At 72.2% G+C, this 22,580-nt stretch carries 21 protein-coding genes; 9 read left to right on the plus strand and 12 right to left on the minus strand.

Annotated elements, in window-relative coordinates; translation table 11 throughout:
* Positions 1 to 73: 73 nt before the first annotated feature.
* The 3 genes from KBX21_RS04780 to KBX21_RS04790 all read left to right on the plus strand — a co-directional run bounded on the left by KBX21_RS04780 (position 74) and on the right by KBX21_RS04790 (position 2,981).
* Positions 74 to 652 carry a DUF5998 family protein gene (locus KBX21_RS04780; protein WP_017545291.1) on the plus strand — a complete coding sequence of 193 codons (579 nt, stop codon included), beginning with the start codon at positions 74 to 76 and terminating at the stop codon, positions 650 to 652.
* Between the two features lie 750 nt (positions 653 to 1,402).
* Complete coding sequence (locus KBX21_RS04785; protein ID WP_049578753.1) at positions 1,403 to 2,227, plus strand: enoyl-CoA hydratase-related protein; 825 nt, start codon at positions 1,403 to 1,405, stop codon at positions 2,225 to 2,227.
* 100 nt (positions 2,228 to 2,327) lie between these two features.
* Complete coding sequence (locus tag KBX21_RS04790; protein ID WP_049578755.1) at positions 2,328 to 2,981, plus strand: MBL fold metallo-hydrolase; 654 nt, start codon at positions 2,328 to 2,330, stop codon at positions 2,979 to 2,981.
* A 48-nt stretch (positions 2,982 to 3,029) separates the two neighbouring features.
* Here the strand turns inward: KBX21_RS04790 and KBX21_RS04795 are convergent, their stop codons facing one another.
* From KBX21_RS04795 to KBX21_RS04805, 3 genes are all read right to left on the minus strand, one after another.
* The gene (locus tag KBX21_RS04795; RefSeq protein ID WP_307869150.1) at positions 3,030 to 5,261 is read right to left on the minus strand and encodes a CHAT domain-containing protein; all 2,232 of its coding nucleotides are present in this window, start codon (positions 5,259 to 5,261) and stop codon (positions 3,030 to 3,032) included.
* Positions 5,262 to 5,470: 209 nt separating this feature from the next.
* Positions 5,471 to 5,890 carry a hypothetical protein gene (locus KBX21_RS04800; protein ID WP_049578759.1) on the minus strand — a complete coding sequence of 140 codons (420 nt, stop codon included), beginning with the start codon at positions 5,888 to 5,890 and terminating at the stop codon, positions 5,471 to 5,473.
* A gap of 3 nt (positions 5,891 to 5,893) precedes the next feature.
* A complete protein-coding gene (locus KBX21_RS04805) occupies positions 5,894 to 6,505 on the minus strand; it encodes an RNA polymerase sigma factor (RefSeq protein ID WP_210841081.1) in 612 nt (203 codons plus the stop codon).
* Positions 6,506 to 6,817: 312 nt separating this feature from the next.
* On the opposite strand from KBX21_RS04805, the gene KBX21_RS04810 reads away from it, so the two are divergent.
* Positions 6,818 to 7,312, plus strand: coding sequence for a DUF3145 domain-containing protein (locus tag KBX21_RS04810; RefSeq protein ID WP_049576006.1), 495 nt, complete (start codon positions 6,818 to 6,820; stop codon positions 7,310 to 7,312).
* Positions 7,313 to 7,913: 601 nt separating this feature from the next.
* Here the strand turns inward: KBX21_RS04810 and KBX21_RS04815 are convergent.
* The 4 genes from KBX21_RS04815 to KBX21_RS04830 all read right to left on the minus strand — a co-directional run bounded on the left by KBX21_RS04815 (position 7,914) and on the right by KBX21_RS04830 (position 11,121).
* Positions 7,914 to 8,369: a DUF1707 domain-containing protein gene (locus KBX21_RS04815; RefSeq protein WP_049576010.1), complete on the minus strand. Its 456-nt coding sequence runs from the start codon at positions 8,367 to 8,369 to the stop codon at positions 7,914 to 7,916.
* A 124-nt stretch (positions 8,370 to 8,493) separates the two neighbouring features.
* On the minus strand, positions 8,494 to 9,282 hold the full coding sequence (locus tag KBX21_RS04820) for a 3'(2'),5'-bisphosphate nucleotidase CysQ (protein WP_210841082.1): 789 nt from the start codon (positions 9,280 to 9,282) through the stop codon (positions 8,494 to 8,496).
* The gene (locus KBX21_RS04825; protein ID WP_210841237.1) at positions 9,279 to 10,340 is read right to left on the minus strand and encodes an ATP-grasp domain-containing protein; all 1,062 of its coding nucleotides are present in this window, start codon (positions 10,338 to 10,340) and stop codon (positions 9,279 to 9,281) included. Before KBX21_RS04825 ends, KBX21_RS04820 begins: the two co-directional genes overlap by 4 nt.
* Before the next feature lie 250 nt (positions 10,341 to 10,590).
* Positions 10,591 to 11,121 carry a YbhB/YbcL family Raf kinase inhibitor-like protein gene (locus tag KBX21_RS04830; RefSeq protein ID WP_049576021.1) on the minus strand — a complete coding sequence of 177 codons (531 nt, stop codon included), beginning with the start codon at positions 11,119 to 11,121 and terminating at the stop codon, positions 10,591 to 10,593.
* A 181-nt stretch (positions 11,122 to 11,302) separates the two neighbouring features.
* Between KBX21_RS04830 and KBX21_RS04835 the strand changes: the two genes are divergently transcribed.
* Entirely contained in the window at positions 11,303 to 12,268 is a 966-nt protein-coding gene (locus KBX21_RS04835; protein ID WP_049576027.1) for an LLM class F420-dependent oxidoreductase, read from the plus strand.
* A 102-nt stretch (positions 12,269 to 12,370) separates the two neighbouring features.
* Here KBX21_RS04835 and KBX21_RS04840 read toward each other — a convergent pair whose 3' ends face one another.
* Complete coding sequence (locus tag KBX21_RS04840) at positions 12,371 to 13,621, minus strand: CdaR family transcriptional regulator (RefSeq protein ID WP_210841083.1); 1,251 nt, start codon at positions 13,619 to 13,621, stop codon at positions 12,371 to 12,373.
* Between the two features lie 331 nt (positions 13,622 to 13,952).
* The gene (locus tag KBX21_RS04845) at positions 13,953 to 15,578 is read right to left on the minus strand and encodes a bifunctional aspartate transaminase/aspartate 4-decarboxylase (protein WP_210841084.1); all 1,626 of its coding nucleotides are present in this window, start codon (positions 15,576 to 15,578) and stop codon (positions 13,953 to 13,955) included.
* A gap of 266 nt (positions 15,579 to 15,844) precedes the next feature.
* Here KBX21_RS04845 and KBX21_RS04850 point away from each other — a divergent pair, with 266 nt between their 5' ends.
* From KBX21_RS04850 to KBX21_RS04860, 3 genes are all read left to right on the plus strand, one after another.
* The gene (locus KBX21_RS04850; RefSeq protein ID WP_210841085.1) at positions 15,845 to 16,351 is read left to right on the plus strand and encodes a lumazine-binding domain protein; all 507 of its coding nucleotides are present in this window, start codon (positions 15,845 to 15,847) and stop codon (positions 16,349 to 16,351) included.
* A gap of 168 nt (positions 16,352 to 16,519) precedes the next feature.
* Positions 16,520 to 16,843 carry a putative quinol monooxygenase gene (locus KBX21_RS04855; RefSeq protein ID WP_210841086.1) on the plus strand — a complete coding sequence of 108 codons (324 nt, stop codon included), beginning with the start codon at positions 16,520 to 16,522 and terminating at the stop codon, positions 16,841 to 16,843.
* 43 nt (positions 16,844 to 16,886) lie between these two features.
* Positions 16,887 to 17,936 carry an aldo/keto reductase gene (locus tag KBX21_RS04860; protein ID WP_049576044.1) on the plus strand — a complete coding sequence of 350 codons (1,050 nt, stop codon included), beginning with the start codon at positions 16,887 to 16,889 and terminating at the stop codon, positions 17,934 to 17,936.
* A 50-nt stretch (positions 17,937 to 17,986) separates the two neighbouring features.
* Here KBX21_RS04860 and KBX21_RS04865 read toward each other — a convergent pair whose 3' ends face one another.
* Positions 17,987 to 18,184: a hypothetical protein gene (locus KBX21_RS04865; protein WP_049576048.1), complete on the minus strand. Its 198-nt coding sequence runs from the start codon at positions 18,182 to 18,184 to the stop codon at positions 17,987 to 17,989.
* A 56-nt stretch (positions 18,185 to 18,240) separates the two neighbouring features.
* Positions 18,241 to 19,455, minus strand: coding sequence for an acyl-CoA dehydrogenase family protein (locus KBX21_RS04870; RefSeq protein WP_049576051.1), 1,215 nt, complete (start codon positions 19,453 to 19,455; stop codon positions 18,241 to 18,243).
* 271 nt (positions 19,456 to 19,726) lie between these two features.
* Between KBX21_RS04870 and KBX21_RS04875 the strand changes: the two genes are divergently transcribed.
* Positions 19,727 to 21,541, plus strand: a complete 1,815-nt coding sequence (locus KBX21_RS04875) for a long-chain fatty acid--CoA ligase (protein WP_210841087.1) — start codon at positions 19,727 to 19,729, stop codon at positions 21,539 to 21,541.
* Between the two features lie 99 nt (positions 21,542 to 21,640).
* On the opposite strand, the gene KBX21_RS04880 is transcribed toward KBX21_RS04875, so the two are convergent.
* The gene (locus KBX21_RS04880; protein WP_210841088.1) at positions 21,641 to 22,489 is read right to left on the minus strand and encodes an LLM class F420-dependent oxidoreductase; all 849 of its coding nucleotides are present in this window, start codon (positions 22,487 to 22,489) and stop codon (positions 21,641 to 21,643) included.
* Positions 22,490 to 22,580: the final 91 nt, after the last annotated feature.

Raw genomic sequence — 22,580 nt, forward strand, 5'->3', positions numbered from 1 at the left:
CTCGCGTTTGGGTGGACGGTCGCGAAGTGTCGCCGGAAGGGGGCAGGATAGAGGTATGAGGAAAACACGTGCCGTGTCCACGGATTGGCGCCTGGAGATCGAACGGAGCGGCTACTACCCCGCTCTGGTCATCGACGCCGTCGCGACCACCCTGGGCGAGGAGGCCGCCGAGGCGTTCATCGTGCACCATGAGGCGACCTTCGACCCGGCCATGGAGATGCGGCGGCACATCACCGTCATGCTCCTGACCGCCACCCGCCTCGTCGTCTGCCACACCGACGAGCACCCGCCCACCGAACCCGGTGGGACCTCGCACGCCTCCACCACGACCGACAGCATCCAGCTGGGCAACATCCAGTCGGTGGCGCTGACCCGGGTCGTGCCCAACCCCGCCCAGTACACGCCGGGCAGCCTGCCCAGCGAGCTGGTGCTCAGCGTGAACCTCTCGGTGAACTGGGGCGCGGTCGCGCACATCGATCTCGAACCCGCCTCCTGTGCGGACGAGAGCTGCGAACTCGACCACGGTTACACGGGAGCCCTGACCGCCGAACCGCTCACCCTGAGGGTCAGCGAGGCGGCGGACGGGGCCGAGGCCGTCACCACGATGCTGCACTTCGCGGACGCGCTGTCCGCCGCGACCACCCGGCGCTGACCGGCTGACTCGCCCGAAACACCCGGCGGGGCCGGGGCGGACCCAAGGAGTCCGCCCCGGCCCCGCGGCGTTGAGGGGCTGTCCGGGCCGCCCACCCGCCCAGTGGGGCCATCTCATCCAGCACAGCCGGGTGGGTACGGGTCGGGCCGATCCGCGCGGCTCCGTGAGCACACGCCCGCGCGGGCTGCATCTGGGTCCGGGAGTGAGCCACACGAGAGTCCCGTGCCTGGGTCAGGGGGTGGTGAGCCCGCAGGCGTGTCCGGTGCCTGGGTCGGTGTGCGGTGAGCCGCACGGAGAGTCCGGTGCCTGGGTCAGGGGGTGGTGAGCCCGCAGGCGTGTCCGGTGCCTGGGTCGGTGTGCGGCGACCCCGCAGGGGTGTCCGGTGCCTGGGTCCGCGAGTGGAACGCGCGTGGCGTCCCGCATCTGGGTCCGTGCGCGGTGAGCCACACGGGGTGCCCCGACCCCGGTCCGAGGCCGGCGGCGCGTGCCCGGGTTGGTGATCCACGCGCCGTCCCATGCGGGGGTTCGGTGACCGCGCCTGGTTCGGCGGGTTCCGTGGGGTGGGTAGGGGCCGTGGCGCCCGTGAGCGCTAGCGTGTGGTGCACGTAACACAGGCGCGGTCGCCCGTAACACGGGCCCGGCAGACTCGGCGTCGGTGCCCCGGCCGTGACGGCCGTGTGTACCGCCGCCAGTCAGACGCGGCCGCCGTGGCCGGTCCGCGCGCGTTCAATGGAGAGAGGTCAGCCTGCGATGACGCAGCACCCGACGCCCCCGAACCCCTCGGACGACGCCCCCCTCGTGCGGTCGAGTGTCGACCGTGCCATCGCCACCATCACCCTCGACTCCCCACGCAACCGCAACGCGTTGTCCGCCCGGCTGCGCACCCAGCTCTCCGCGGCGCTGGCGGCCGCCATGGCCGACGACGAGGTCCGGGGCGTCGTCCTCACCGGCAGCGGTCCCGTGTTCTGCGCGGGTGCGGACCTCAAGGAGGTCGGCGCCGCCCTCCAGGGAACCCCGGTCGAGCCCGCACCGGAGCTCCCGGAGATCTTCGAGCAGATCATGGGCGCGCCCAAACCGGTGATCGCGGTCCTCAACGGCGCCGCGCGCGCGGGCGGGATCGGCCTGGTCGCCGCCGCCGACATCGCGCTCGCCCCCAAGAGCGCCACCTTCGCCTTCACCGAGGTGCGGATCGGTGTGGTCCCGGCGATCATCTCCGTCCCGGTCTCGGCTCGGATGCACTCGCGCCAGCTCAGCCGCTACTTCCTCACCGGTGAACTCTTCGACGCCTCCGACGCGGCGAGGGCGGGGCTCATCACGCAGGCCGTCTCCGACCGCGACATGGAGCAGGCTGTGGACGCCGTTCTCCAGGGACTGCGTGGCTCCGCCCCGCGCGCGCTCTCGCGCACCAAGGAACTCCTGGGAGAGCTCGGCGGCGGGGCCCAGGCCGCCCCGGACCGTCGCACCGAGGTGTTCACGCGCATGGGCGAGCTGTCCGCCGAGTTCTTCGCCGGGGAGGACGCGGCGGAGGGCCGGGCGTCCTTCTTCGAGAAGCGCCCGCCACGCTGGGCCAGGTGACACCGTCGCCGAGCCCGCGCGGGCTCGGAGGTGGGACACCCGGATCACCGGGTGTCCCACCCGGGTTCGTACGCTCTCCACGACAGGCCACAATGGTCGTGTGAGCTACTCCGGAGATACCAAGGTCGGCGGCCCCGCCGACCTGCGCCAACTACCGCATCTGACGATCACCAAGCTGGCCGTGGGCCCGATGGACAACAACGCCTACCTCCTCCGCTGCCGGAGCACGGGCGAGGCGGTCCTCATCGACGCGGCGGCCGAACCCGACCGAATCCTGGAGCTGATCGGTGAGGACGGGCTGACCCGCGTGGTCACCACCCACCGCCACCAGGACCACTGGCAGGCCCTGGCCGAGGTCGTCGGCCAGACCGGTGCCCGCACGGTCGCCCACCCCGACGACGCCGACGAACTGCCGGTGTCCGTGGACGAGCCCGTCGCACACGGCGGCACCGTACCGGTCGGGGACAGCGCACTCACCGTCATCCACCTGCGCGGCCACACGCCCGGGTCCATCGCCCTGCGTTACGACGACCCCGAAGGCCACACCCACCTGTTCACCGGCGACAGCCTCTTCCCGGGCGGGGTCGGCAAGACCTGGTCCGACGCGGACTTCCAGACGCTGTTCGGTGACGTGTCGGAGCGGATCTTCGGCGCGCTGGGTGACGACACCTGGGTCTACCCCGGGCATGGCGGGGACACCACGCTGGGCGCCGAGCGCTCGCACCTCGCGGAGTGGCGCGAGCGCGGTTGGTAGGAACCCGCGGGGCGCGGCGGTGATCAAGGACCGCCGCGCCCCGGGTCCTCAGGTCCCGTAGCAGCAGAAGCCGAGGTGCCCGAGGTGGTCCGCCACGGCCTCGGACACCTCGGCGCCGTCGGCGAGCGCCCGGTGGAAGGCACGCATGGCCACCCCGGTCCGTTCGTCGTCCACCGGCACCGGGCTGGCCACCACCGTTCGGGTGCCCCGGGCCAGCAGCGCGCCCACGAAGCCGCCGGATCGCCCGGGGGCGCCGCCGAAGCCGTGCCCTCCCCAGCAGCTGGACAGGACGACCAGCGCGGGGGCGGTGTTGAGCGCCGCCAGGTCGCAGGCGAGCAGCGGCCCGTCGCGCAGGTCGAACCGGTCGAGCATGGGTGTCCGGTCGCCGATGCTCCCGTGGCCGGCCAGGTGGGCGAGGTCGCAGTGGGCGAGGGCGTCCAGGACCCGTGCCTGGCCGGCGCGCACCAGGACCCGTGCGCCCGGGTGGACCCCGGCCAGGGCGGCCACCTCCAGCCGGGCCATGCGGGGCTCCGGCCCGCACACCAGCAGGACTCTGTCCCGACCGGGTCGGGTGGCTGGCCGTTCGGCCCACGACCTCGCCGTGGACACCAGGCGCAACGGCCGTCCTCGCAGGGCTGGGAGTTGCCCCCACGGCAGGTCGCCCAGGTACGGCGCGGCCGTGACCACCAGGGGCCGGTCTCCGGTCAGGGGCAGGACCGGGCCGAGCAGGGTCGAGGAGACCAGGTCCGCCGGGGACGACCGTGCGGGCGGCGCGGGTGTACTGGGGAGACGGAACGGGTCCGTGCGCGTCGCGGAGCGTGCGTGGGGAACCGGGACGGTCCGCTCGTGGACGAACCGGCCGAGTGCCCGACGGATGCGCACGAGGGGGCCGAGCCCGCGCGCGTGCACCCGTCCGGCGACCGCTACCAGTGCCACGGCCTCTGAGCCCGCCACCGTGTAGTGGACGAACGCCCGGCCCTCCAGGCGTTCCATCAGCGCCTCCAGCACCGGGAGACGGTGCTGGCGTGCTCCGCCGCCCTCCGTCCGTGGCGCCCGCCAGTGAGCCGACTCCCAGCGCCGCGCGTGGTGGTGGGCCTCGGGCCCGGCGCCGCGTCCCAGGGCCAGACGGTAGCGGCCGGTCGGGTCAGCCATCCTGGGAGCGGCGGCGGTGTCCGGTGCCGGTGCCAGTCCGTCGGCCCAGGTGTGACCCATCTCCGCCCACTCCAGGGCGGTCGCGGGGTCACCGGCGAGCAGGGAGCTCTCCAGCCCGGCCCGGATCACGTGGGGATCGCGGTCCGCGCTCCCCAACCAGGGTCCGGGCGCCGGGGCTCCGCGCTCGGCGAGACGGTCCAACGCCCGGCGCGCGTCCGTGAGCCGTCCCCGCCTTCCGGCGACGTCCCACGCGTTCCGGTAGCCGTCCCCTCCGCCAGCCACGCCACTGGCGCCGCCCGTGCCGGTCACGCCACCTGCGCCATCCGCGCTATCCGTGCCATCTGCGGGCTCGCGGGCGAAGGGTTGCGCCACGGCGGGCACGCGGAGTTCCAGGAGGTCCCTGGCCCTCCTGGCCGGTGCCGGGCTCCGGGTGGCGGCCTCGGCCACCCCCTCCAGTCGCCCGGCCAGGCGGTGCCAGAGGGAGCCCGGCCCGAGACCCGCGCGCACCCTCCGGGTGAGGTGGAGCGCACCCGAGCGGTCGCCCTCCAGCAGACGGAGCTTGGCCTCCACCAGCACGCGCGCGGTGTCGTCCTCGTCGGCCCGCCACGGGGCCTCCGCGAGGACACGCCCGGCCTCCTCCACCAACCCGACCGCGAGCAGGGCCTCGGCCAGGTCCACCCGCAGCGGGTCCTGGCGGTCGTCGGGCATCTGATGGGTGAGTTCGTGGAAGGTGGTCAGGGCGGCGGCGGTGTCACCCCGGTACAGGTCCAGGCAGCCCAGGTTGTGCCGCGCCACCAGCCCGAGCAGGGGGAGACGGCGCGCGTCGGCGAGGGAGACCGCCTCGTTGAGGTGGTCCGCGGCCGGGCCGAACCGCCCGCACATGGTCTGTGCCAGCCCGAGGTCGGTCAGCACCCCGGGCAGCACCGGGTCGAGTTCGGAGACGGGGTGGCCGCGCAGGCGCCTTCTGCTGTCGTCGAGGAGCACCACGGTCTGATCGAAGCGTCCGGTCTGCGCCAACCGCACGCCCTGGGTCACCTGCGCCAGCAGAGCGCGTCCGGTGGCCAGGAACGGTGGGTCGTCCGGGGGAGGGCTTGTGGTCGAGCGGGCGGGCGTTGCGCTGGGGAGCACGTCCGGCAGCCTTCTTTCGCCAGGGGGCCGATCAACTCCAGTGATAGCAGCGTGTCCGTTCGAGCGGGAGTGGCCCGCGTCAACCTGTGGACAACCGATCGGCGGCGAGGTGGGGCGAACCGGGGCGAAGCCAGACACGTGACGGTGAGTTGGCACACGGAGAAAACCGGGTTCGGGTCGTATCCGTTTCCCGTTCCTCGGGGCCGGTCTCAGACGGTGAACCAGTCCGTGACCGTCGCGGGGTGGTCGGGGCGTTCCACGACCAGGCAGAGCGGCCCGGCGGGCACGGAGGTGTCGAAGCGGCCGTCGAGCCCGACGAACAGCAGGAGCGTGCTGTCTGGGCGCCGCAGCCGCACGTCCACGTGGTCGAACTCGCCGCTGACCAGTCCGGACAGGGCACGTTGGTCGCCGCGTGCGCGTACCTGGAGGTCGAGGTGGACGCCGTCCAGGTCAAAGCTCAGGACGCTCGGAGCGGTTCCCTGCTCGTCGCGTTGGAGTGGTCGTGTGGGGGAAGGGGCCGTGTCACGGACGGTTCTGGCCATCCTGGCCGCGTCGAAGGAGCGGTCGAAGGCGGCCAGCGCGGCGGCCCGACCGGCTCGGTCCTGAGTGGGGTCTGGGTCGTTCCGCACGGTTCACGCACGCCTTTCACTCGGATCTGTGTTCACTCGAAGGGAGCGGCGGAGCTGACGGATCAGGTGCCGCCGCTGGTTCGGGGTGGTCCGGTGGGAGATCGGTCCGGCGTCGGGGGAGTCGTCGAGGTAGAGCCGTGCGACCCGGCGGTCCACCGGGTCGGTGAGACCGTCGACGGCGCGGTGGAGCGCGGCGTGCCGTTCGTCGCGCAGGTACCGGAGCTCGGGGTCGTCCTGGTCGTGGGCGTACCCGTCCATGTCCGAGGGGTCCGTGGCGACGAAGCGCCGCTGGTGCAGCCGTTGGCGGTCACAGGCCGTGTGTGTGGCCCGGCGCAGCCAGGATGCGAGCCGGTGCGGGGTGTGGAGGCGGGGCAGGTGCTGGTTGAGGCGGAGCCAGACCGTCTGGACGGCGTCCTCGCGGTCCTGCTGGGGGAGCCGGTAGGACCGGGCGATGGCGTTCACCATGGCCAGGTGGCGGTCCACGATGGCCTCCCAGGCGTCGGCCCTGCCGTGGCAGGCACCCAGCACGAGTTCGGCGTCGGTGGGCTCGACCGACTCGGGAGGGGGAGCGGGAGGGGGTGCCGGGGCGGGGCCGGTTGTGGCCGGAACCGGCAAGGAAGTGGTAGAAACATACCCTGAACAGTGCTGATGGGCGTTTCTGTCGTGGGCTTCCGGAGAGTGGATGCCCTCTCGAGTCTGGTCTGGCACATCCGCCCCCACTATGATCGGACTCCCTGTCGCCGCTTGGGGCACACGCTAATCACTGGGTGCCACGGGCGCGGTGGGAACGCTGGAAAATACCAGCGTGCGAGATGGTTCTCAGGGTGCCATTGGGGCACAATGGGGCAAAAGGCATTCAGGCGGGTATGCAACCTTCTCGAGTACGAGGGCGTCGGGGAAGCGCACTCGTTCGTATCAGGAGGTTCGGTGTCCGCACGTGGCGTCTTGTACGTCCACTCCGCGCCGGCGGCGCTGTGCCCACATGTCGAGTGGGCGGTCGCGGGCGTTGTTGGAGTACCCGTCAAACTCGACTGGGTCGCCCAGCCAGCGGCCCCCGGCAATCACCGTGCCGAGCTCAACTGGCAGGGGAAGCCGGGGACCTCGGCGGCGGTGGCCTCCGCGCTCAATGAATGGCAGCGCCTGCGCTTCGAGGTGACCGAGGATGGGTCGCCCGGCTGCGATGGCGTGCGCTACAGCTACACGCCCTCCCTCGGCGTGTTCACCGCCGTCACGAGCGCCGCCGGTGAGGTACTCGTTCCCGAGGGCAGGTTGCGCGCCGCCATGGCCACGGCCGCCGCCGAGGGCACCGAACTCGCCGCCGAACTCGACCGGCTCACCGGCCGTGCCTGGGACGAGGAACTCGAACCCTTCCGCTACGCGGGCGACGGCGCCCCCGTGCGCTGGCTGCACGCGGTCGGCTGACCTTCTCCGGGCAGCGCCATGCGGGCGCGGGCGCGAGTCCCCCGATATGTCGAGTATCGCCCTCCGGCCCCGGACGACACCAGTCAGACGACGCACGCCTGTGGACAACCGGTGCCCTGCTCGCGCACCGTCCGCACCGTGCCCCGGGTCCGTTGCGGCCCTGAGGTCTGGCGCCGGTCCAGGAGCGCGACCCACCGGGGACCTCACCATGGCCAGAACCGACCCTGGCTGAACGGGCGGCCGGTACTCGAGTGGGCCCGACGGGAGCCGCCACTACGCGCCCGCGCCGGGACCAGCCCTGGTAGCTCGCGGCGGTTGCCGAGTGGAAGTACCGGGGACCCCTTGTACGCCCGGTCCGGGTCCGCTCCTGGGGGTTGGCATCCGCCCCCGGATGGGCCTACCCGGGGCCGTCAGCGCGCTCGCGCGCGACCCAACGGGGACCTCAGCATCTGCACGGGCCGCTTCGGCCAGTGGACTGGCGGCCGGTACTCGAGTGGGCCCGACGGGAGCCGCCAGCGTGCCAGCCGGGCCGACTCCGATTCTGAGGACCGGCACTGGCCCCCTGGGCGGGCCACCCGGGGCCGTCAGCGCGCTCGCGGGGTCAGGGAGGGTTCTCCTCGCTGGGCCAGATCGCGGAGGCCAGCAGCACCGCGGCCCAGATCCCCAGGGGGACCAGAGGCCAGTACGGAACCAGTTCGCCGCCGAGCAGGCTCGCCACACCCCAGACACCGGTCAGCGCCCCGGCCACCCCCAGCCACCAGCGCCACTCCTCGCCCCACTCCTCCCAGGGCACCAGCACACCGGCCGGTTCGGGGGAAGGGCGTGACTCACGATGGAACCTGGGCTGCGGCACCGGGAGTTCTGGTTCGGGAAGGTCCGCGGTGAGAGAACGCAGTTCACCCACCATGACCGAGCACAGGGCCGCACCCACACGGCGCTCGTACTCCTCGTGGTCCAGACGGCCCTCGGAGAACGCCACCGCGAGGCGGTCGACCGTCAGGTCCCGCTCGGTGTCCGAGGCGCGCATCTGGTTCAGCGGCAGACGTTGGGCCTCCACTTCCCACCCCCAAAGGCGCGTTGGTTCCCACACGATACGCGCCGTGTTCGGCGCGCGAAAGGGCCCCGGGTCACCAGTTCGGACGGCTTGAGAACCACCCCCGAAGGCGTGGTTTCACCGCAGGTCAAAGCGCTAACCAACGGGACACCGCACGACACGTGGACGGATCGGCGGCGCCCACCAGACCGGTGTGCTCGAAGGCCCCCCGGTAGGTGAACCCGGAGCCGTCCAGACGGGTCAGCAGACCCCCCGTCTCGGCCAGTACCAGACCGGGCGCGGCCACGTCCCAGTCGCGGACCGGAACGTCCTTCACGAACAGCTGGGCGTCGCCCTCGGCGATCCGGCAGAGCTTCAGCGCGATGCTCCCGCTCTCGAGGTACCCGACGTAGCCGAAGCGGTCGTACACGCGCCGGGCGACGCCCGAGGGCTCGGGGGTGTTGTCGGTGAGCACCCCCCGGCCTGGAGGGGCGGGGAGCTGCTGGGGCAGCGCCCTTCCGTCGCGTCGGGCGCCCCGCCCGCGCACGGCCGTGTAGAGGGTGCCCCACTCGGGTGCGAAGACGGCCGCCACCTCGGGGTGATCCCCGACGACCAGCGCGGCCTGGGTCACGTACCCGTCGAATCCGTGCGCGTAGCTGGCGGTGCCGTCGATGGGGTCGATCAGCCAGTACCGGGGCGGTCGCTCCCGGGTGAGCGAGTCCGGGTCCTCCTCGCTCACCACCGGGATGCTGGCGTCGATACCGGTGAGCCTTCGGGAGAGCGCCTGGTGCGCCCTCGCGTCGGCCTCGGCCTTGAACTGGCTTCCCTCCCACACCCCGTCGCGCGCGGTCGGGTCCGAACGCCACGTGCGCAGCAGCCCGCCGACCTCCACCACCGCGTTCGCCATCGCCTCGGACAGCTCGTGCCGACTGCTCATCGGGCCCGCGCGGGGAAGGTGGCGGAACGTTCGCCGGTGCTCACCGCTCCGGGCAGGGAGAAACCCCCGCCGCTCGCGGTCGGTGTCGGCGCTGGGGAGATCCCGTGGGAGGCGAACCGCTCCTCGGACATGAACTCGTCGGTCCAGTGCCGCACCATGGCCACCCCCTCGCGCCACTCGTCGGTGAGCCGGGGACCGTCGCACACGGCCTGGCGGAGCAGCCCGGTGATCTCGTCGACCCCGGCGGCCACGGTGAGGGCCGCCGTGGAGGAGAAACGGGGGTTGATCTCGAAGACCCTGGGCCGTCCCTCGTCGTCCAGGCACAGCTGGACGTTGAACGGCCCGTCCGCGCGCAGGGCGTTCTGGACCGCCCGGCAGGTGCGGACGACCTCCGGGTGGCGCCGCGTGACCGCGTACTTGGTGACCCCCTGCTTGAGGAGGACCTCCTTGGGCACCACGGCCTGCACGTCGCCGTCGCGCCACACCACGACGGACACGGTGTACTCGGGGCCGGTGACGCGTTCCTGCACGATCAGGTCGTCGGCCGCGTAGCCGCTCTCCGAGACCACGCGGGCCATGTCGCGGGCCGAGTCGACCACCATCACGCCCCGGCTGCCCCGGCCGCTGCGGGGTTTGACGATCAGCCCGCCCGGAGACCGGTCGGCGGCGTCGGTGGGCCACTCCGAGGCGAGCCAGGTGCGGGGCACACCGATCCCCGCGTCCTCCAGCTGCCGCATGAGGGCGTACTTGTCCAGACAGGTGGTGACGAACTCCAGGCGGGGCAACAGGACCGCCACACCGTCCTTGGCCAGGTCGATCACCCGGACCAGCTCCTCGTCCACCAGCGGAACCACGGCGGCGGCGTCCTCCTCGGCGCACAGGGAACGCATCCGGGGCAGGAAGGCCTCGCTGTCGCCCGGCGGCACAAGGCAGCCGCGGTCGGCGAGGTACAGGCCGGGCGCGGCCGGGTCCAGGTCGGTGGCCACCACCCGGAAACCGTTCTCACGCAGGCGCAGGATGGTTCCGGGTGTGGGGGCGGAGCCCGCCGTCGTCACCACGACGGTCGGTTTCCTCGAAGTCTGCTGTGGCACCGGCTGAACCCTTCCGAGCGAGATTCGAGTGGGCCGAGGGGCTGGGCCCGAGCCTAGACGGGGGAGTGCCCCCTCGGCTCGGGATTGGCCGGATGCGGTTGCCAGGACAACCGAACGGGCCTCTCGCGCGTGTACTCACCGGCCCCGGGAGGAAGGGCAGAGGGCGGGTGACGCGCTCGGTGCGTCACCCGCCCTCCGGCGGCGGGGGCGAGACCCCCTAGTCCTGCTCGTACGTGGGCGTGAGGACCGCGCGGCCGATCGCGTGCGAGAACAGGTTGAAGCCGAGGAAGGCCGGGCTCGCGGAGGCGTCGATGCCCAGGCTCGGGACGTCCACGGCGTGCACCACGAACATGTACCGGTGCGGGCCGTGCCCGGCGGGCGGGGCCGCACCGATGTAGCGGTGGCTCCCGGCGTCGTTGCGCAGGGTGATCGCCTGTTCCGGCAGACCGGAACCGTTGCCCGCGTCAGCCGCCAACTCGGTCACCTCGACGGGGATGTCGCAGACCGACCAGTGCCAGAAGCCGCTGGCGGTCGGAGCGTCCGGGTCGAAGCAGGTCACGGCGAAACTCCGGGTCCCCTCGGGGAACCCGCTCCAGGACAGGTGCGGGGAGACGTCCTCGCCCCCGGCACCCATGATCCCGCTGACCTGCGCCAAGGACAGGACCTGGCCGTCCTTGACGTCGTCGCTGGTGACGGTGAACGCGTCGACGTCGGGCAGGAAGTCGTAGGGAGAGGGTGGCTTGGCCACGGGGATGGCCTCCTTCGTTCTCGGGGTCTTCCGTTCCGGCCCGCCCCCCGGGCGGGCCCCGCACCGAACATACGCCCCGACGGGCGGGGTGCGGTCTTCTGTGCGGCCCTCGGCGAAGGGTACGGTCGTGCCACACCGGACCGAACCCGGTTCGGTCCGCCCACCGACCCATGGAGCCACCATGACCGAACGCTGGGGCATCACCGTTCCCTTCGAGGGCGTCCCCCTGACCGACCAGCGCTCACTGTTCGAGGCCCTGCCCGACCTCGGTTACACCGACGTGTGGTCGTCCGAGGCCAACGCCACCGACGCGTTCACCCCGCTGGCCCTGGCCAGCGTGTGGGCGCCGAGCCTGCGACTGGGCACCGCGATCGTGCCCGTCTACACGCGCGGCCCCGCCACCCTGGCCATGAGCGCCGCCACCATGGCCGCCGCCGCACCCGGCCGGTTCGTGCTGGGGGTGGGCACCTCCTCGAACGTGATCGTGGAGCGCTGGAACTCCCTCCCCTTCGAGGAGCCCTACAAGAGGGTCCGCGACACCGTGCGCTTCCTGCGCCAGGCACTGACCGGTGAGAAGGTCAGGGCCGACTACGACACCTTCTCCGTGCGGGGGTTCACCCTCGGCGCCGTCCCCGAGCGGGTGCCGCCCGTCCTGGTGGCCGCGCTGCGCCCGGGCATGCTGCGTCTGGCCGGCCGGGAGGCCGACGGCGCCATCCTCAACTGGCTGTCCGCCGAGGACGTGCGGACGGTCGCGCCGATCGTGCGGGAGTTCGGTGACGACAAGGAGATCGTGGCGCGGATCTTCGCCGTGCCCGACACCGACCCCGACACCGCGCGGGGGATCGGCCGGTGGGCGATCTCGGCGTACCTGAACGTCCCCGTGTACCGGGCCTTCCACGAGTGGCTGGGCCGGGAGGAGCTCGGCCCCATGTGGAAGGCGTGGGAGGAGGGGGACCGCAAGGGCGCACTCGCCGCGATCCCGGACTCGGTGGTGGACGAACTCGTCGTGCACGGACCGGCCGAGCACTGCCGTGAACGGATCGGCGCCTACGTCGAAGCGGGCGTGGACACCCCGGTGATCGCACCGATCGGCCCGCCCGGCACTGACCCGGCGGCGGTGGTCAGGGCACTGGCTCCCCGGGGCTGACCCGCCCGAGACCCGGGCAGGCCCGCTGTCAGGCCCCCGAGGGGGCTCCCAGGATGTTCCCCGCGCACCACCGCGCGGGGAACATCCCGACTGTTCGGTATGTCACCGGTCCCGCTCCAGGGGACCCAACAGCCTGCGCGCCCGCAGTGCCAGCTCCAACTCGAAGCGCGCGCCGGGCTCCCGCAGCCTGGTGCCGAACAGCTCCTCCAGCTGCCGCATCCGATACCGCACGGTCTGCGGATGGACGCGCAACCGTTCCGCCGCCTCGTTGGCGTTGAACCCCGATTCCAACCACGCGAGCAGGGTGTCGGCCATCCGCTCCCGCTGCTGCTCCCGCATCCCAGCCATTGGGGCCAACCGCACCCGGGCCAGCTCCGCGACCAGCGCCGTGTCCCGTGACAGCAGGAGTGCTGGCAGGTGATCGCTCCACCGCAGCACTCCCTGCCCCGACACCACCCCGGCCCGCGCCAGCTCGGCCAACTCGCGCGCTCTCGACAAGGACGCCGGGGCCTCGGCCAGGGGCACGGGCGGTCCCAGCACCGCGCGGTAGCCCCGAAGCGACCGCTCCAACGACCTCAACCTGCCCGGGCCCTGCGGGTCGGGCACCAGCGCGCACGGCTCCAGACGGTCCAGGTCCACCAGCACGTCCGAGGGCAGGGCTGGGTCGCCTCCCGACCCCTCCTGGTAAAGCAGGGCCACGGCCACCCGCTCGGGCACGCGCCACCGCGCCGCCCGAGCCAGGGAGGAGACCGTTCGCGCCTCCGGCTCCGTCCCGGACTCGGCCAACAGCACTTCCAGCAGCCTGGAGCGGCGCCGTCGCAGCGCCTCCACCCCGGCACCCCGCACCTGGGCGTGCCCCTCGGCCGCGGCCGAGGAGATCTCCTCCTGGAACGCGAAGAGCGCCTCGCCGAGCGCGGCCATCTGGTCCCGGTCGATCGAGTCGGCCTCGGCCAACCGACGCCACGCCACGGCGGCCGACGTGCGCATACCGGTGTGCAGGCACTCCAGGCCGCGTCCCTGCCGGGCCTCACCCGCCCCGAACGCGCGGAAGGTCCCCTCGATCGCGCCGGTGCGCTCGGCGGCGGAGACGACCTCGCCGTCTCCTGGGCGTGGGGCCTGCCCGCCCTCCTCGATCCGGTCCAGGAAGGCGTGCACGGCGGCCCCGATCACCGCCCGGACTGATTCCACGTGCGGGGGTTCCAACGCCTGGGCGTGGGCCTCGGCCCGTCGCCGGATGGCCTCCACGGCCTCCTCGGTCAGGTGCGGCACCAGGGGGCGGAGCCTGGCTCCCAGGGCCGGGGGAAGGCCCGCGACGAGGGCGCCGCGGGCACCGTCCCGTAGTCGGTACGACATGTCACCTCCGGCGCGGGCGCACGGCGGTGCGGTTCGGCGCGCGCCCCGTGCGCGCGCCGAACCGCTGGTGGCACGCCCGCGCGTGCTCTGTGCGCCAGTGGATACCGTGATGCCGGTCAACCTCCTCCATATGACCAGAGGCCGTCCCGGGGGACAAGACCCGGTCCTTGTGAGGGGCCGGTCCCCCCAGGCGGACCCGGCGCCGTCGGGCCCCTGCAGCCCGGACGATCTCGCCGCCGTGTGGCCCCACCACCGTCAGTAGGACGCCCTCCCGGGCCGTGGTGGAATCGGGCCCGCATGTCCCGGTCTCCCCGCCGCGGTTCTCGGGGTCTCAGGTGCGGTCGGTGGCCTCGGTGTACCTCCGGTGGTACTCCTCACCGATCTCCCTCAGGACGCGGCCGATCCGCTCGTAGGCCTCGTGGTCGAGATTGGCGAGGCTGATCCGCACGGACCACTCCGGGCCGTCGAAGCCGCCGCCGTTGAGCAGCACCACCCCGTCCTCCCGGGCCAGGCGCAGGACCGGGTCCACCGGTTCGTGGTTCGAGCGCGTCCATTCGGCGAACTCGGCGCCCCAGTGGCGTTCGGCCCAGGACAGCAGGTCGAGTTCGACGTAGTAGCCCGCGCGACGTGTGTCGGTGGGCAGGGGCACGCCCAGCCCCTCGGACAGCGCGGCGAGCCGCCGGTCCAGCACGCTCATGACCGGTGCGTGGTACTCCTCGTCGGCGTGGGTGAGGGCGAAGAGGGCGAACAGCGCCATCTGCACCTGTTGGGGCGTGGACAGTCCGGCGGTGTGGTTCAGCGCCACGGACCGACTGTCGGCCACCATGCGGTCGATGAACCGCATCCCCGGCACGTCCAGCGACAACGAGGCGTAGCGCCGACGGACCGCCTCGGTGTCCTCCCCGTCCAAACGGGCGATCAGGTCGTCCACGACGTTGTCCGGTTGGAGGGCCACCACCCCCAGCCGCCAGCCGGTCGCACCGAAGTACTTCGAGAACGAGTACACGCCGAGGGTGTTGCGCGGGCACACCTCCATCAGAGAGGTGAAGCCGCGCACGAACGTGCCGTACACGTCGTCCGTGACGATCACCAGGTCGCGGTTGCGCCGCTCCACGATGTCGCGAACGCGTTCCAGGGAGTGCTCGGACAACGCCACCGAGGGCGGGTTGCTCGGGTTGACCAGGCACACCAGGCGCACCGAGGGGTCGGCCAGCTTCTCCAGCTCGGCGTCCTCGTAGTCCCAAGTGTGGAAGTCGCTCTCGGTGCCCCGCGAGGCGCTGACCTCCACGACGTCGAAGTCGTAGCGGTCCAGGCGGGGGATCTCCAGGTAGGGGGCGAAGATCGGTGTCATCAGCGCGATCCTGTCGCCCCGGCGCAGGACACGGTTCGCCTGGAGGGAGTCGAAGACGTAGCACATGGCCGCGGTGCCGCCCTCGACCGCGAACAGGTCGTAGGGGGTCTCGGGGGCGTGGTCGCCCATCGCCCGGACCAGGTACTCGTGCACCGACTCGGCCACGAACGGCAGGATGCGGTCGGGCACGGGGTAGTTGTCACCGATGACGCCGTCGACCAGTTCGTGCAGGACCTCGTCGCGGCGGTGCGGTTCCACCCGGTTGAGGACGCGGCGGAGCAGGTCGGCTCCGGGCTCGCCCGCGTTCTGGTCGAGGAACAGGGAGAAGCGCTCGCCGACGCCCTCGGAGGCGGGCATCCCCGCGACGGCGGGCCACTCGTTCCAGGTGCGGCGGGACTCCAGGACGGCGAACCTGCCGAGCAGGAAGAACGCCTCACGGGGCGGGGCGGCGGTCCAGTTCGGGTTCCCGCGTCCGGCGTTGAGCATGGCGTGGGCGCTCTTGCGCGAGGAGTCCCCCGCCAGGTCCATCAGATGTTCCTTGAGCTCGAAGGGGCTCAGCCGCTCCAGTCCGCGTTGGGCCGCGCGGTCGTCGTCGAGGTTGGTCATCGGACCCTTCCGGTAGGTCGCCCGGTGTGACGCGCGTCTTCGTGGAGTGCGCGCCCGAGGGGTGCCCCGGGCCGGGTCAAGCCGAACCGAACCCGGACCCATGCTTTGCCTGGTCAGAGGTGTGCCGGAGAGCCAAAGGCGGACACACGTAGTCATCGATCAGGTGAATGCGGTAACAATGGTGCGTCCCGGATACACCGACGGTGCTCACCCTCACCGAAACCCGCCGTCGGCCGTCCCAGTCCGTTCACGGAAGGCGACCCCCCATGCGACGCATCCTGCTGTGTGCTGCCCTGCCCCTGTTCATCGTGCTCACCGCCTGCTCGGGAGGGGACGAAGCCCCCGCCGAGGAGACCGCGGAGGAGGCGGCGGGCGCCCAGGGCGGTTCCGAACCCAGCGAGGAGGACGCCGCCGAGGCCACCGAGGCCGCCCGCACCGTGGCGGAGGGGTTCGTGGCCGCGCTCGCGGTCGACGACGGCGAGCTGGCCTGCACCTTCGCCGACGAGAGCGCCCAGGCGGCGATCATCGGCCAGGGCGAGGACGGACAGGACTGCGTGGAGGCCTTCCCCGCCTACGCTGCGGGGCTGCCCGACGCGGACGGCATCGAGGTCGGCGAGGTCACCGTGAGCACCGACCTGAACGGGGACACGCTGGTCGCCAGCGTCGAGATGGTCCACGCGGAGGAGACCCTGGGCTCCCTGGAGGTGCGTGAGGTCTCCCCCGACGAGTGGCGCGCCACCCGCCTGCCCGGCACCACCCTCGGCGGCGCATAGCGCACCCCCGGCGCCCCGTGCGGTGTCGGCCACGGGCCGGGGTGAGGGGACGAACACCCCTTGTGCCCGGGCCGTCGAGGCCCCGACCCTCCGGGCTCTGGGAGAGTGGTCGACCAAGGGGCGAGGCACGACCGCGCGCCCCGTGGCACACATCGAAGGAGATGCGGGATGATCCTGATCGTCGTCAAGTTCCGGACCAAGCCGGAGGCCGTGGACGGCTTCCTCGACGCGGTCGCCGACTTCACCGCGGCCACCCGCGCCGAGCCCGGCAACCTGTGGTTCGAGTGGTCCCGCAGCGTCGAGCGCGACGACGAGTTCGTGCTCATCGAGGCGTTCAAGGACGGTGCCGCCGAGGCCCACGTCAACAGCGACCACTTCCGTGCCGGGCTGGCCTCGATGAAGCCGCTGCTGAAGGAGACCCCGCTGATCGTTAGCCGCGTGGTCGACGGCGAGGGCTGGGACCGGATGGGCGAGCTCACGATCGACGAGTAACGTCGGCACGGGCACATCGGCTGGACGGAAGGGGAACGGAAGTTTGGGCACGTACGTGGCGGACGACGACCGGTACGACTCTCTGGAGTACCGGACCTGCGGCAGGAGCGGGCTGAACCTGCCGAGACTGTCACTGGGACTGTGGCAGAACTTCGGTGACGACCGGGACCTGGAGGGGCAGCGCCGCATCCTGTGCCGCGCCTTCGACCTCGGGGTCTTCCACTTCGACCTGGCCAACAACTACGGTCCGCCGCCGGGCAGCGCCGAGGTCAACCTCGGCCGCGCCCTGGCGAAGGACCTCGGTCCCTACCGCGACGAGTTGGTGATCACCACCAAGGCCGGGTGGGTGATGGGGCCGGGGCCGCACCAGCGGGGCGGTTCACGCAAGTACCTGCTGTCCTCGCTGGACCGCTCTCTGGCCCGGATGGGCCTGGACTACGTGGACGTCTTCTACAGCCACCGGCCGGACCCGGACACCCCGCTGGAGGAGACCATGCTGGCCCTCCACCACGCGGTGGTGTCCGGGCGGGCCCTGTACGCGGGGATCTCCTCCTACGGGCCGTCGCTGACCCGGCGCGCGGCGGCGATCATGCGCGACCTCGGTACGCCGCTGGTCGTCCACCAGCCCTCGTACTCGATGCTCAACCGCTGGGTCGAGGACGGCCTTCTGGAGGCCGCCGCGGACGAGGGCATGGGCGTGGTCGCCTTCTCACCCCTGGCCCAGGGGCTGCTCACCTCCCGGTACCTGGGTGGTGAGGTGCCCTCGGACTCCCGGGCGGGTGTGGGGCGGCCCAGTTGGCGGGAGAACATGCTCACCGAGGAGGTACTCGGCCGGGCCCGGGCGCTCAACCAGATCGCCGCCGAGCGCGGTCAGACCCTCGCTCAGATGGCGATCTCCTGGGTCCTGCGGGACCAGGGGCCGCGCACCGTCACCACGGCGCTGGTCGGCGCCTCGAGCGTGGAGCAGCTGGAACAGAACCTCCGTGCGGTGGACAACACGGACTTCTCCGCTGAGGAACTACGCGACATCGACCGCTGGGCGGTCGACTCCGACGTCAACATCTGGTGGGGCGCCACCGCCTCCAAGGAGTAGCTCCCCACCGGATCGGTGCCCCGAGGCGTACGGGGCCGGGGATCCGGGGCCTACCGGTCCTCTCCGGTCCGGCCCCGGTCCTCGTCCTCATCGGTCCGACCGTCGGGGACCTGGTCCCAGTAGTCGGGTGAGCGGACGGCCTTCTCCGCCTGGCGCTGGACGATCCTGAAGATCGCCAGCACCAGGAAGATGATCGCGACGGGTACGGCGATGCTGATCAGGACGCCCAGTGCGGGCCATGCGAACACCGGCCTCACCTCCTCATCCCTCAGCCTCCCCGCTCACCTGCGGGTTCACCCGTGTGTCAGCGGATCGGCAGGCCGGTGACGGTGCGGCCGATGATGAGCTTCTGGATCTCGCTGGCGCCCTCGAAGATGGTGAAGATGGAGGCGTCGCGGTGCCAGCGTTCCACCGGGTAGTCCCGCGTGTAGCCGTTGCCGCCCAGGATGCGCAGGGCGTTCTGGGTCACGAAGGTGGCCGTCTCGGAGGCGTGGAGCTTGCTCATGGAGCCCTCGGCGTTGGTGAAGTCCTTGCCGTTGCGGGCCATCCACGCGGCTCGCCACACCAGCAACCGCGCGGCGTCGATGCGGGTGGCCATGTCCGCGAGGAGGAAGGCCACTCCCTGGTTGTCACCGATCGGCCTGCCGAACTGCTCGCGCTGGACTGAGTAGTCACGGGCGTACTCGTAGGCGGCCCGGGCGCAGCCCACCGCCATCGCGCCCACGGTGGGCCGGGTCGCCTCGAAGGTCTTCATGGCGGCCTGGCCCTTGGAGCGCTTGCCCTCCTTGGCGCGGGCGATGCGCTCGTCGAACCTGTCCTTGCCGCCGATCAGGCAGGAGCCGGGGACGCGGACGTCGTCGAGGACGACCTCGGCGGTGTGGGAGGCGCGGATGCCGTGCTTGGCGAACTTCTGGCCCTGGGAGAGGCCGGGGGTGTTGGGCGGGATGATGAACGAGGCCTGGCCGCGTGAGCCGAGTTCGGGTTCCACGGAGGCGATCACCACGTGCACGTGGGCGATGCCGCCGTTGGTGGCCCAGGTCTTGACGCCGTTGATCACCCACTCGTCCCTGGCCTGGTCGTAGACGGCGCGGGTGCGGATGGCGGAGACGTCCGAACCGGCGTCGGGCTCGGACGCGCAGAACGCGGCGAGCCTGACGTCGTCCGGAGTGCCGAACATCTGCGGGGCCCACTCGCCGATCTGCTCGGGGGTGCCGGTCGTGCTCAGCGAGGCGGCGGCCAGGCCGGTGCCCATGATGGACAGGCCGATGCCGGAGTCGCCCCAGAACAGCTCCTCGATGGTGACGGCCATGCCCAGGCCGCTCTCCTCGAAGGCCTGGGTGGCGAAGAAGTCCAGGGAGTAGAGCCCGATCCTGGCGGCCTCCTGGATGATCGGCCAGGGGGTCTCCTCCCGCTCGTCCCACTCGGCGCCCGCGGGGCGGATGACGTCCCTGGCGAATCCGTGGGCCCAGTCCCGGACGTCGCTGATCTCTTCGGGAAGCTGGAGGGAGAAGTCGGGCATGGGTGGCTCCTTGGGGGTCACGCGGGGACGCGGGGGTGGGACATCAGGGTGTTACCGGTGGTTACCCTAGTGAACATTACCCATCAGTAGCATTCGGGGCGTTGAGGGGTTCGGGCGGGGGTGGTCAGCGGGTCGTCGGATCACCCCTGGTCCGGACCGCTCCTTTCGCTGGAAAGCGCCCACCGGAAACCCTTTCCGAGGAAAGGCGGAATGCTAGGCTCGTGTGTGTTCTGGATCACAAAGTAGAGGAAGCTGCCCCCCAGGAGCACAGATGACCTCCGCCCCCGGCACCGAGGACGATCCCACGAACCGCACTCTCCCCGAACTCCTCCTGCGCAACGCGCGCGAGCACCCCGGTCTCCCCGCCATGTCCTGGCGTGAACCCGGCGCCACCACCTGGTCCACTCTCACCTGGGAGCAGGCCCGCGAGACCGTGTCCGCCCTCGCCGAGGGGTACGCGGCACTCGGCGTCCGACCCGGCGACCACGTCCTGCTCATGATGGGCAACCGGCCCGAACACTGGCTCTCCGACCTCGCCCTGGTCCACGCCGGGGCCGTACCCACCACCGTCTACTCCACCGCGGCCCCCGAGCAGATCGGCTACGTCTGCCGCCACAGCCGCGCCCGCCTGGCCGTGGTGGAGGATCCCGACGTCGCCGCCCACTGGGAGAAGCTCCTCGACGACCCCGGCACCGCCTTGGAGACCCTCGTGGTGCTGGACCGGCCCGACCCCGGGCGCGGCCACACCCCCTACGACGGACTGACCGACTCCGTTCCCTCGGGCGCCTTCGAGCGGTGGCGCGACCTCACACCCGACCACCTGGTCACCGTCGTCTACACCTCCGGCACCACCGGTGACCCCAAGGGGGCCGCCATCACCCACCGGCAGGTCCTCGCCCAGGCCACCGCCCTCGACGCCGCCGTCGACCTGCCCGACCACCCCAGCCACGTCTGCTACCTCCCGCTGGCCCACATCGCGGAACGGCTGCTCAGCGTCTACCTGCCGCTCGTCCGCGTCTCGCACGTGTGGATGTGCGCCGACCCCGCCGCCCTCGCCGGGGCCCTGCCCGAGATCAGACCCCCGCACTTCGTGGGGGTGCCGCGCGTGTGGGAGAAGCTCGCCACCGGCGTGCGGGCCTCCCTAGCCGCCCTGCCCGAGGAGATCCGCGCCGTCATCGACGCCGCGCGGGAGGTCGCCAGCGACTACCACGGGCGGCGGGCACGCGGAGAGGAGGTCCCCGTCGACCTGGAGGAGAGGTACCGGGACGCGTACGCCTCCGTGCTCACCCCGATCCTGGAGCGGCTGGGCCTGGACCGGCTGCGCCTGGCCTCCAGCGCCTCGGCGCCCATGCCCGTGGACGTACTGCGCTTCTGGGCCTCCCTGGGCGTGGCCGTAATGGACGTGTGGGGACTCACCGAGTCCGTGGGTGTGGCCACCCTCAACACCCCGCAGATCGGCCGCAACCGACTCGGCTCCGTGGGGCGTCCCGTCCAGGGCGTCCAGGTGCGGTTGGCCGACGACGGCGAGGTGTTCCTGCGCGGACGCTCGGTCTTCGAGGGCTACCTCCGGCCGGACGGTTCCGTCAGCCCCGCCACGGACGACGAGGGCTGGTTCGCCACCGGGGACGTGGGTCGGATCGACGAGGACGGCTTCCTGTGGATCACCGACCGCAAGAAGGAGATCATCGTGACCTCGGGAGGGAAGAACGTCCCGCCCGTCCTGGTGGAGAACACCCTCAAGGAGCACCCGCTGGTGGGCCAGGCCCTCGTTCACGGCGACGGACGCCCCTACCTGGTGGCGCTGCTCGTCCTCGACCCCGAGATGGTGGTGGCGTGGGCCCGCGAACACGGGATCGACACCGGGGGCGCGGTACCCGCCGAGCACCCGGAGGTGGTGGCGGAGGTCGAACGCGCGGTAGCGGCGGCCAACACCCGGCTCAGCCGTCCCGAACAGGTCAAGCGCCACCGTCTGCTGTCGGGGGAGTGGGGGCCGGGGACGGGTGAGCTGACTCCCTCGCTCAAGCTCCGCCGCCGCGTCGTCGAGAACCGCTACGCCGAGGAACTGGCCGCCCTCTACCGGGACTGAACCGGGATCCGCCCGGTGCGGGCCCGCGCTGGAGGGCCCCGCGCTGGACGGTCCCGAGCTGGAGGGCCTCGCACCGGGCGGCCCCCGCGCTGGGCGGCGTCAGGCGGTCAGCGCCGGGGCCAGCCGGGCGAGCGTGGCGAGCAGGCCGGACTCTCCGGGGAGCGGCTGCACCACCACGTGGTCGGCGCCGGCGTCCAGGTGCGCTCGCAGCACCGCCGCGGTCCGGTCCGCGTCGCCCTGCGCGACGAGGTCGTCGATCAGCGCGTCACTGCCGCCGTCGGCGAGGTCCAGCACCGTGTACCCCAACCGCTCCAGGTTGGCCGCGTAGTTGCGCATGCCCAGATAGAACGACATCCCCCGGCGGGCCTCCTCCCGGGTTCGCGCGGGGTCGGAGCCCAGGACCAGCTTGTGCTCGGTGGCCAGCAGCGGTCCGTCGCCGAGCACGCCGCGCGCGAACCGCGTGTGCGCCGGGGTGACCAGGTACGGGTGCGCGCCCGCAGCCCGCTCGGCGCTGAGGCCGAGCATCCTCGGGCCCAGCGCCGCCAGCACCCTGCGGTCGGCCGGCACACCACCGCGGTCCAGCACGTCCAGATAGTCCCGCATCCCCTGGAGCGGGCGGACCGCCTCCGGGCCGTTGAGCTCCCGGTGCCCGGCCCCGATGCCCAGCAGGAACCGTCCCGGGTAGGCCGACTCCAGCCGTGCGAAGGAGTCGGCGACCTCCTCGGCGGAGGACGCCCAGATGTTGACGATCCCCGTGGCCACCGCCAGCCGCGACGTCGCCGCCAGGGCCGTGGCCACCGGCTCCAGGTCGGCCGGGGCGGATCCGCCCAGCCACACGGCGCCGAATCCCAGGCGCTCGATCTCGGCGGCGACGTCCTCGTCGAGGTTCTGGTGGCTCAGCCAGACGCCGTACCTGCCCAGGTCGACCGGTGTCGCGTTCAGACCCATGGATACTCCTCGGTGAACTCGGTGATCCCCGTGCCCGTGGGGCGGTGCCGCCACCAACCTACGGCGGCGTGGCCCGGAGGTCGCGGATCGG

It is taken from the genome of Nocardiopsis sp. B62 (assembly GCF_018070675.1).
GTDB classification, from domain to species: Bacteria; Actinomycetota; Actinomycetes; order Streptosporangiales; family Streptosporangiaceae; genus Nocardiopsis; species Nocardiopsis prasina.

Excerpts from the sequence above, each read along its gene's own strand:
- KBX21_RS04785 (WP_049578753.1), top strand. The coding sequence starts at position 1,403 with ATGACGCAGCACCCGACGCCCCCGAACCCCTCGGACGACGCCCCCCTC.
- KBX21_RS04850 (WP_210841085.1), top strand. The coding sequence starts at position 15,845 with ATGCGACGCATCCTGCTGTGTGCTGCCCTGCCCCTGTTCATCGTGCTC.
- KBX21_RS04840 (WP_210841083.1), bottom strand. The coding sequence starts at position 13,621 with ATGTCGTACCGACTACGGGACGGTGCCCGCGGCGCCCTCGTCGCGGGC.
- KBX21_RS04845 (WP_210841084.1), bottom strand. The coding sequence starts at position 15,578 with ATGACCAACCTCGACGACGACCGCGCGGCCCAACGCGGACTGGAGCGG.
- KBX21_RS04835 (WP_049576027.1), top strand. The coding sequence starts at position 11,303 with ATGACCGAACGCTGGGGCATCACCGTTCCCTTCGAGGGCGTCCCCCTG.
- KBX21_RS04875 (WP_210841087.1), top strand. The coding sequence starts at position 19,727 with ATGACCTCCGCCCCCGGCACCGAGGACGATCCCACGAACCGCACTCTC.
- KBX21_RS04855 (WP_210841086.1), top strand. The coding sequence starts at position 16,520 with ATGATCCTGATCGTCGTCAAGTTCCGGACCAAGCCGGAGGCCGTGGAC.
- KBX21_RS04820 (WP_210841082.1), bottom strand. The coding sequence starts at position 9,282 with ATGAGCAGTCGGCACGAGCTGTCCGAGGCGATGGCGAACGCGGTGGTG.
- KBX21_RS04880 (WP_210841088.1), bottom strand. The coding sequence starts at position 22,489 with ATGGGTCTGAACGCGACACCGGTCGACCTGGGCAGGTACGGCGTCTGG.
- KBX21_RS04870 (WP_049576051.1), bottom strand. The coding sequence starts at position 19,455 with ATGCCCGACTTCTCCCTCCAGCTTCCCGAAGAGATCAGCGACGTCCGG.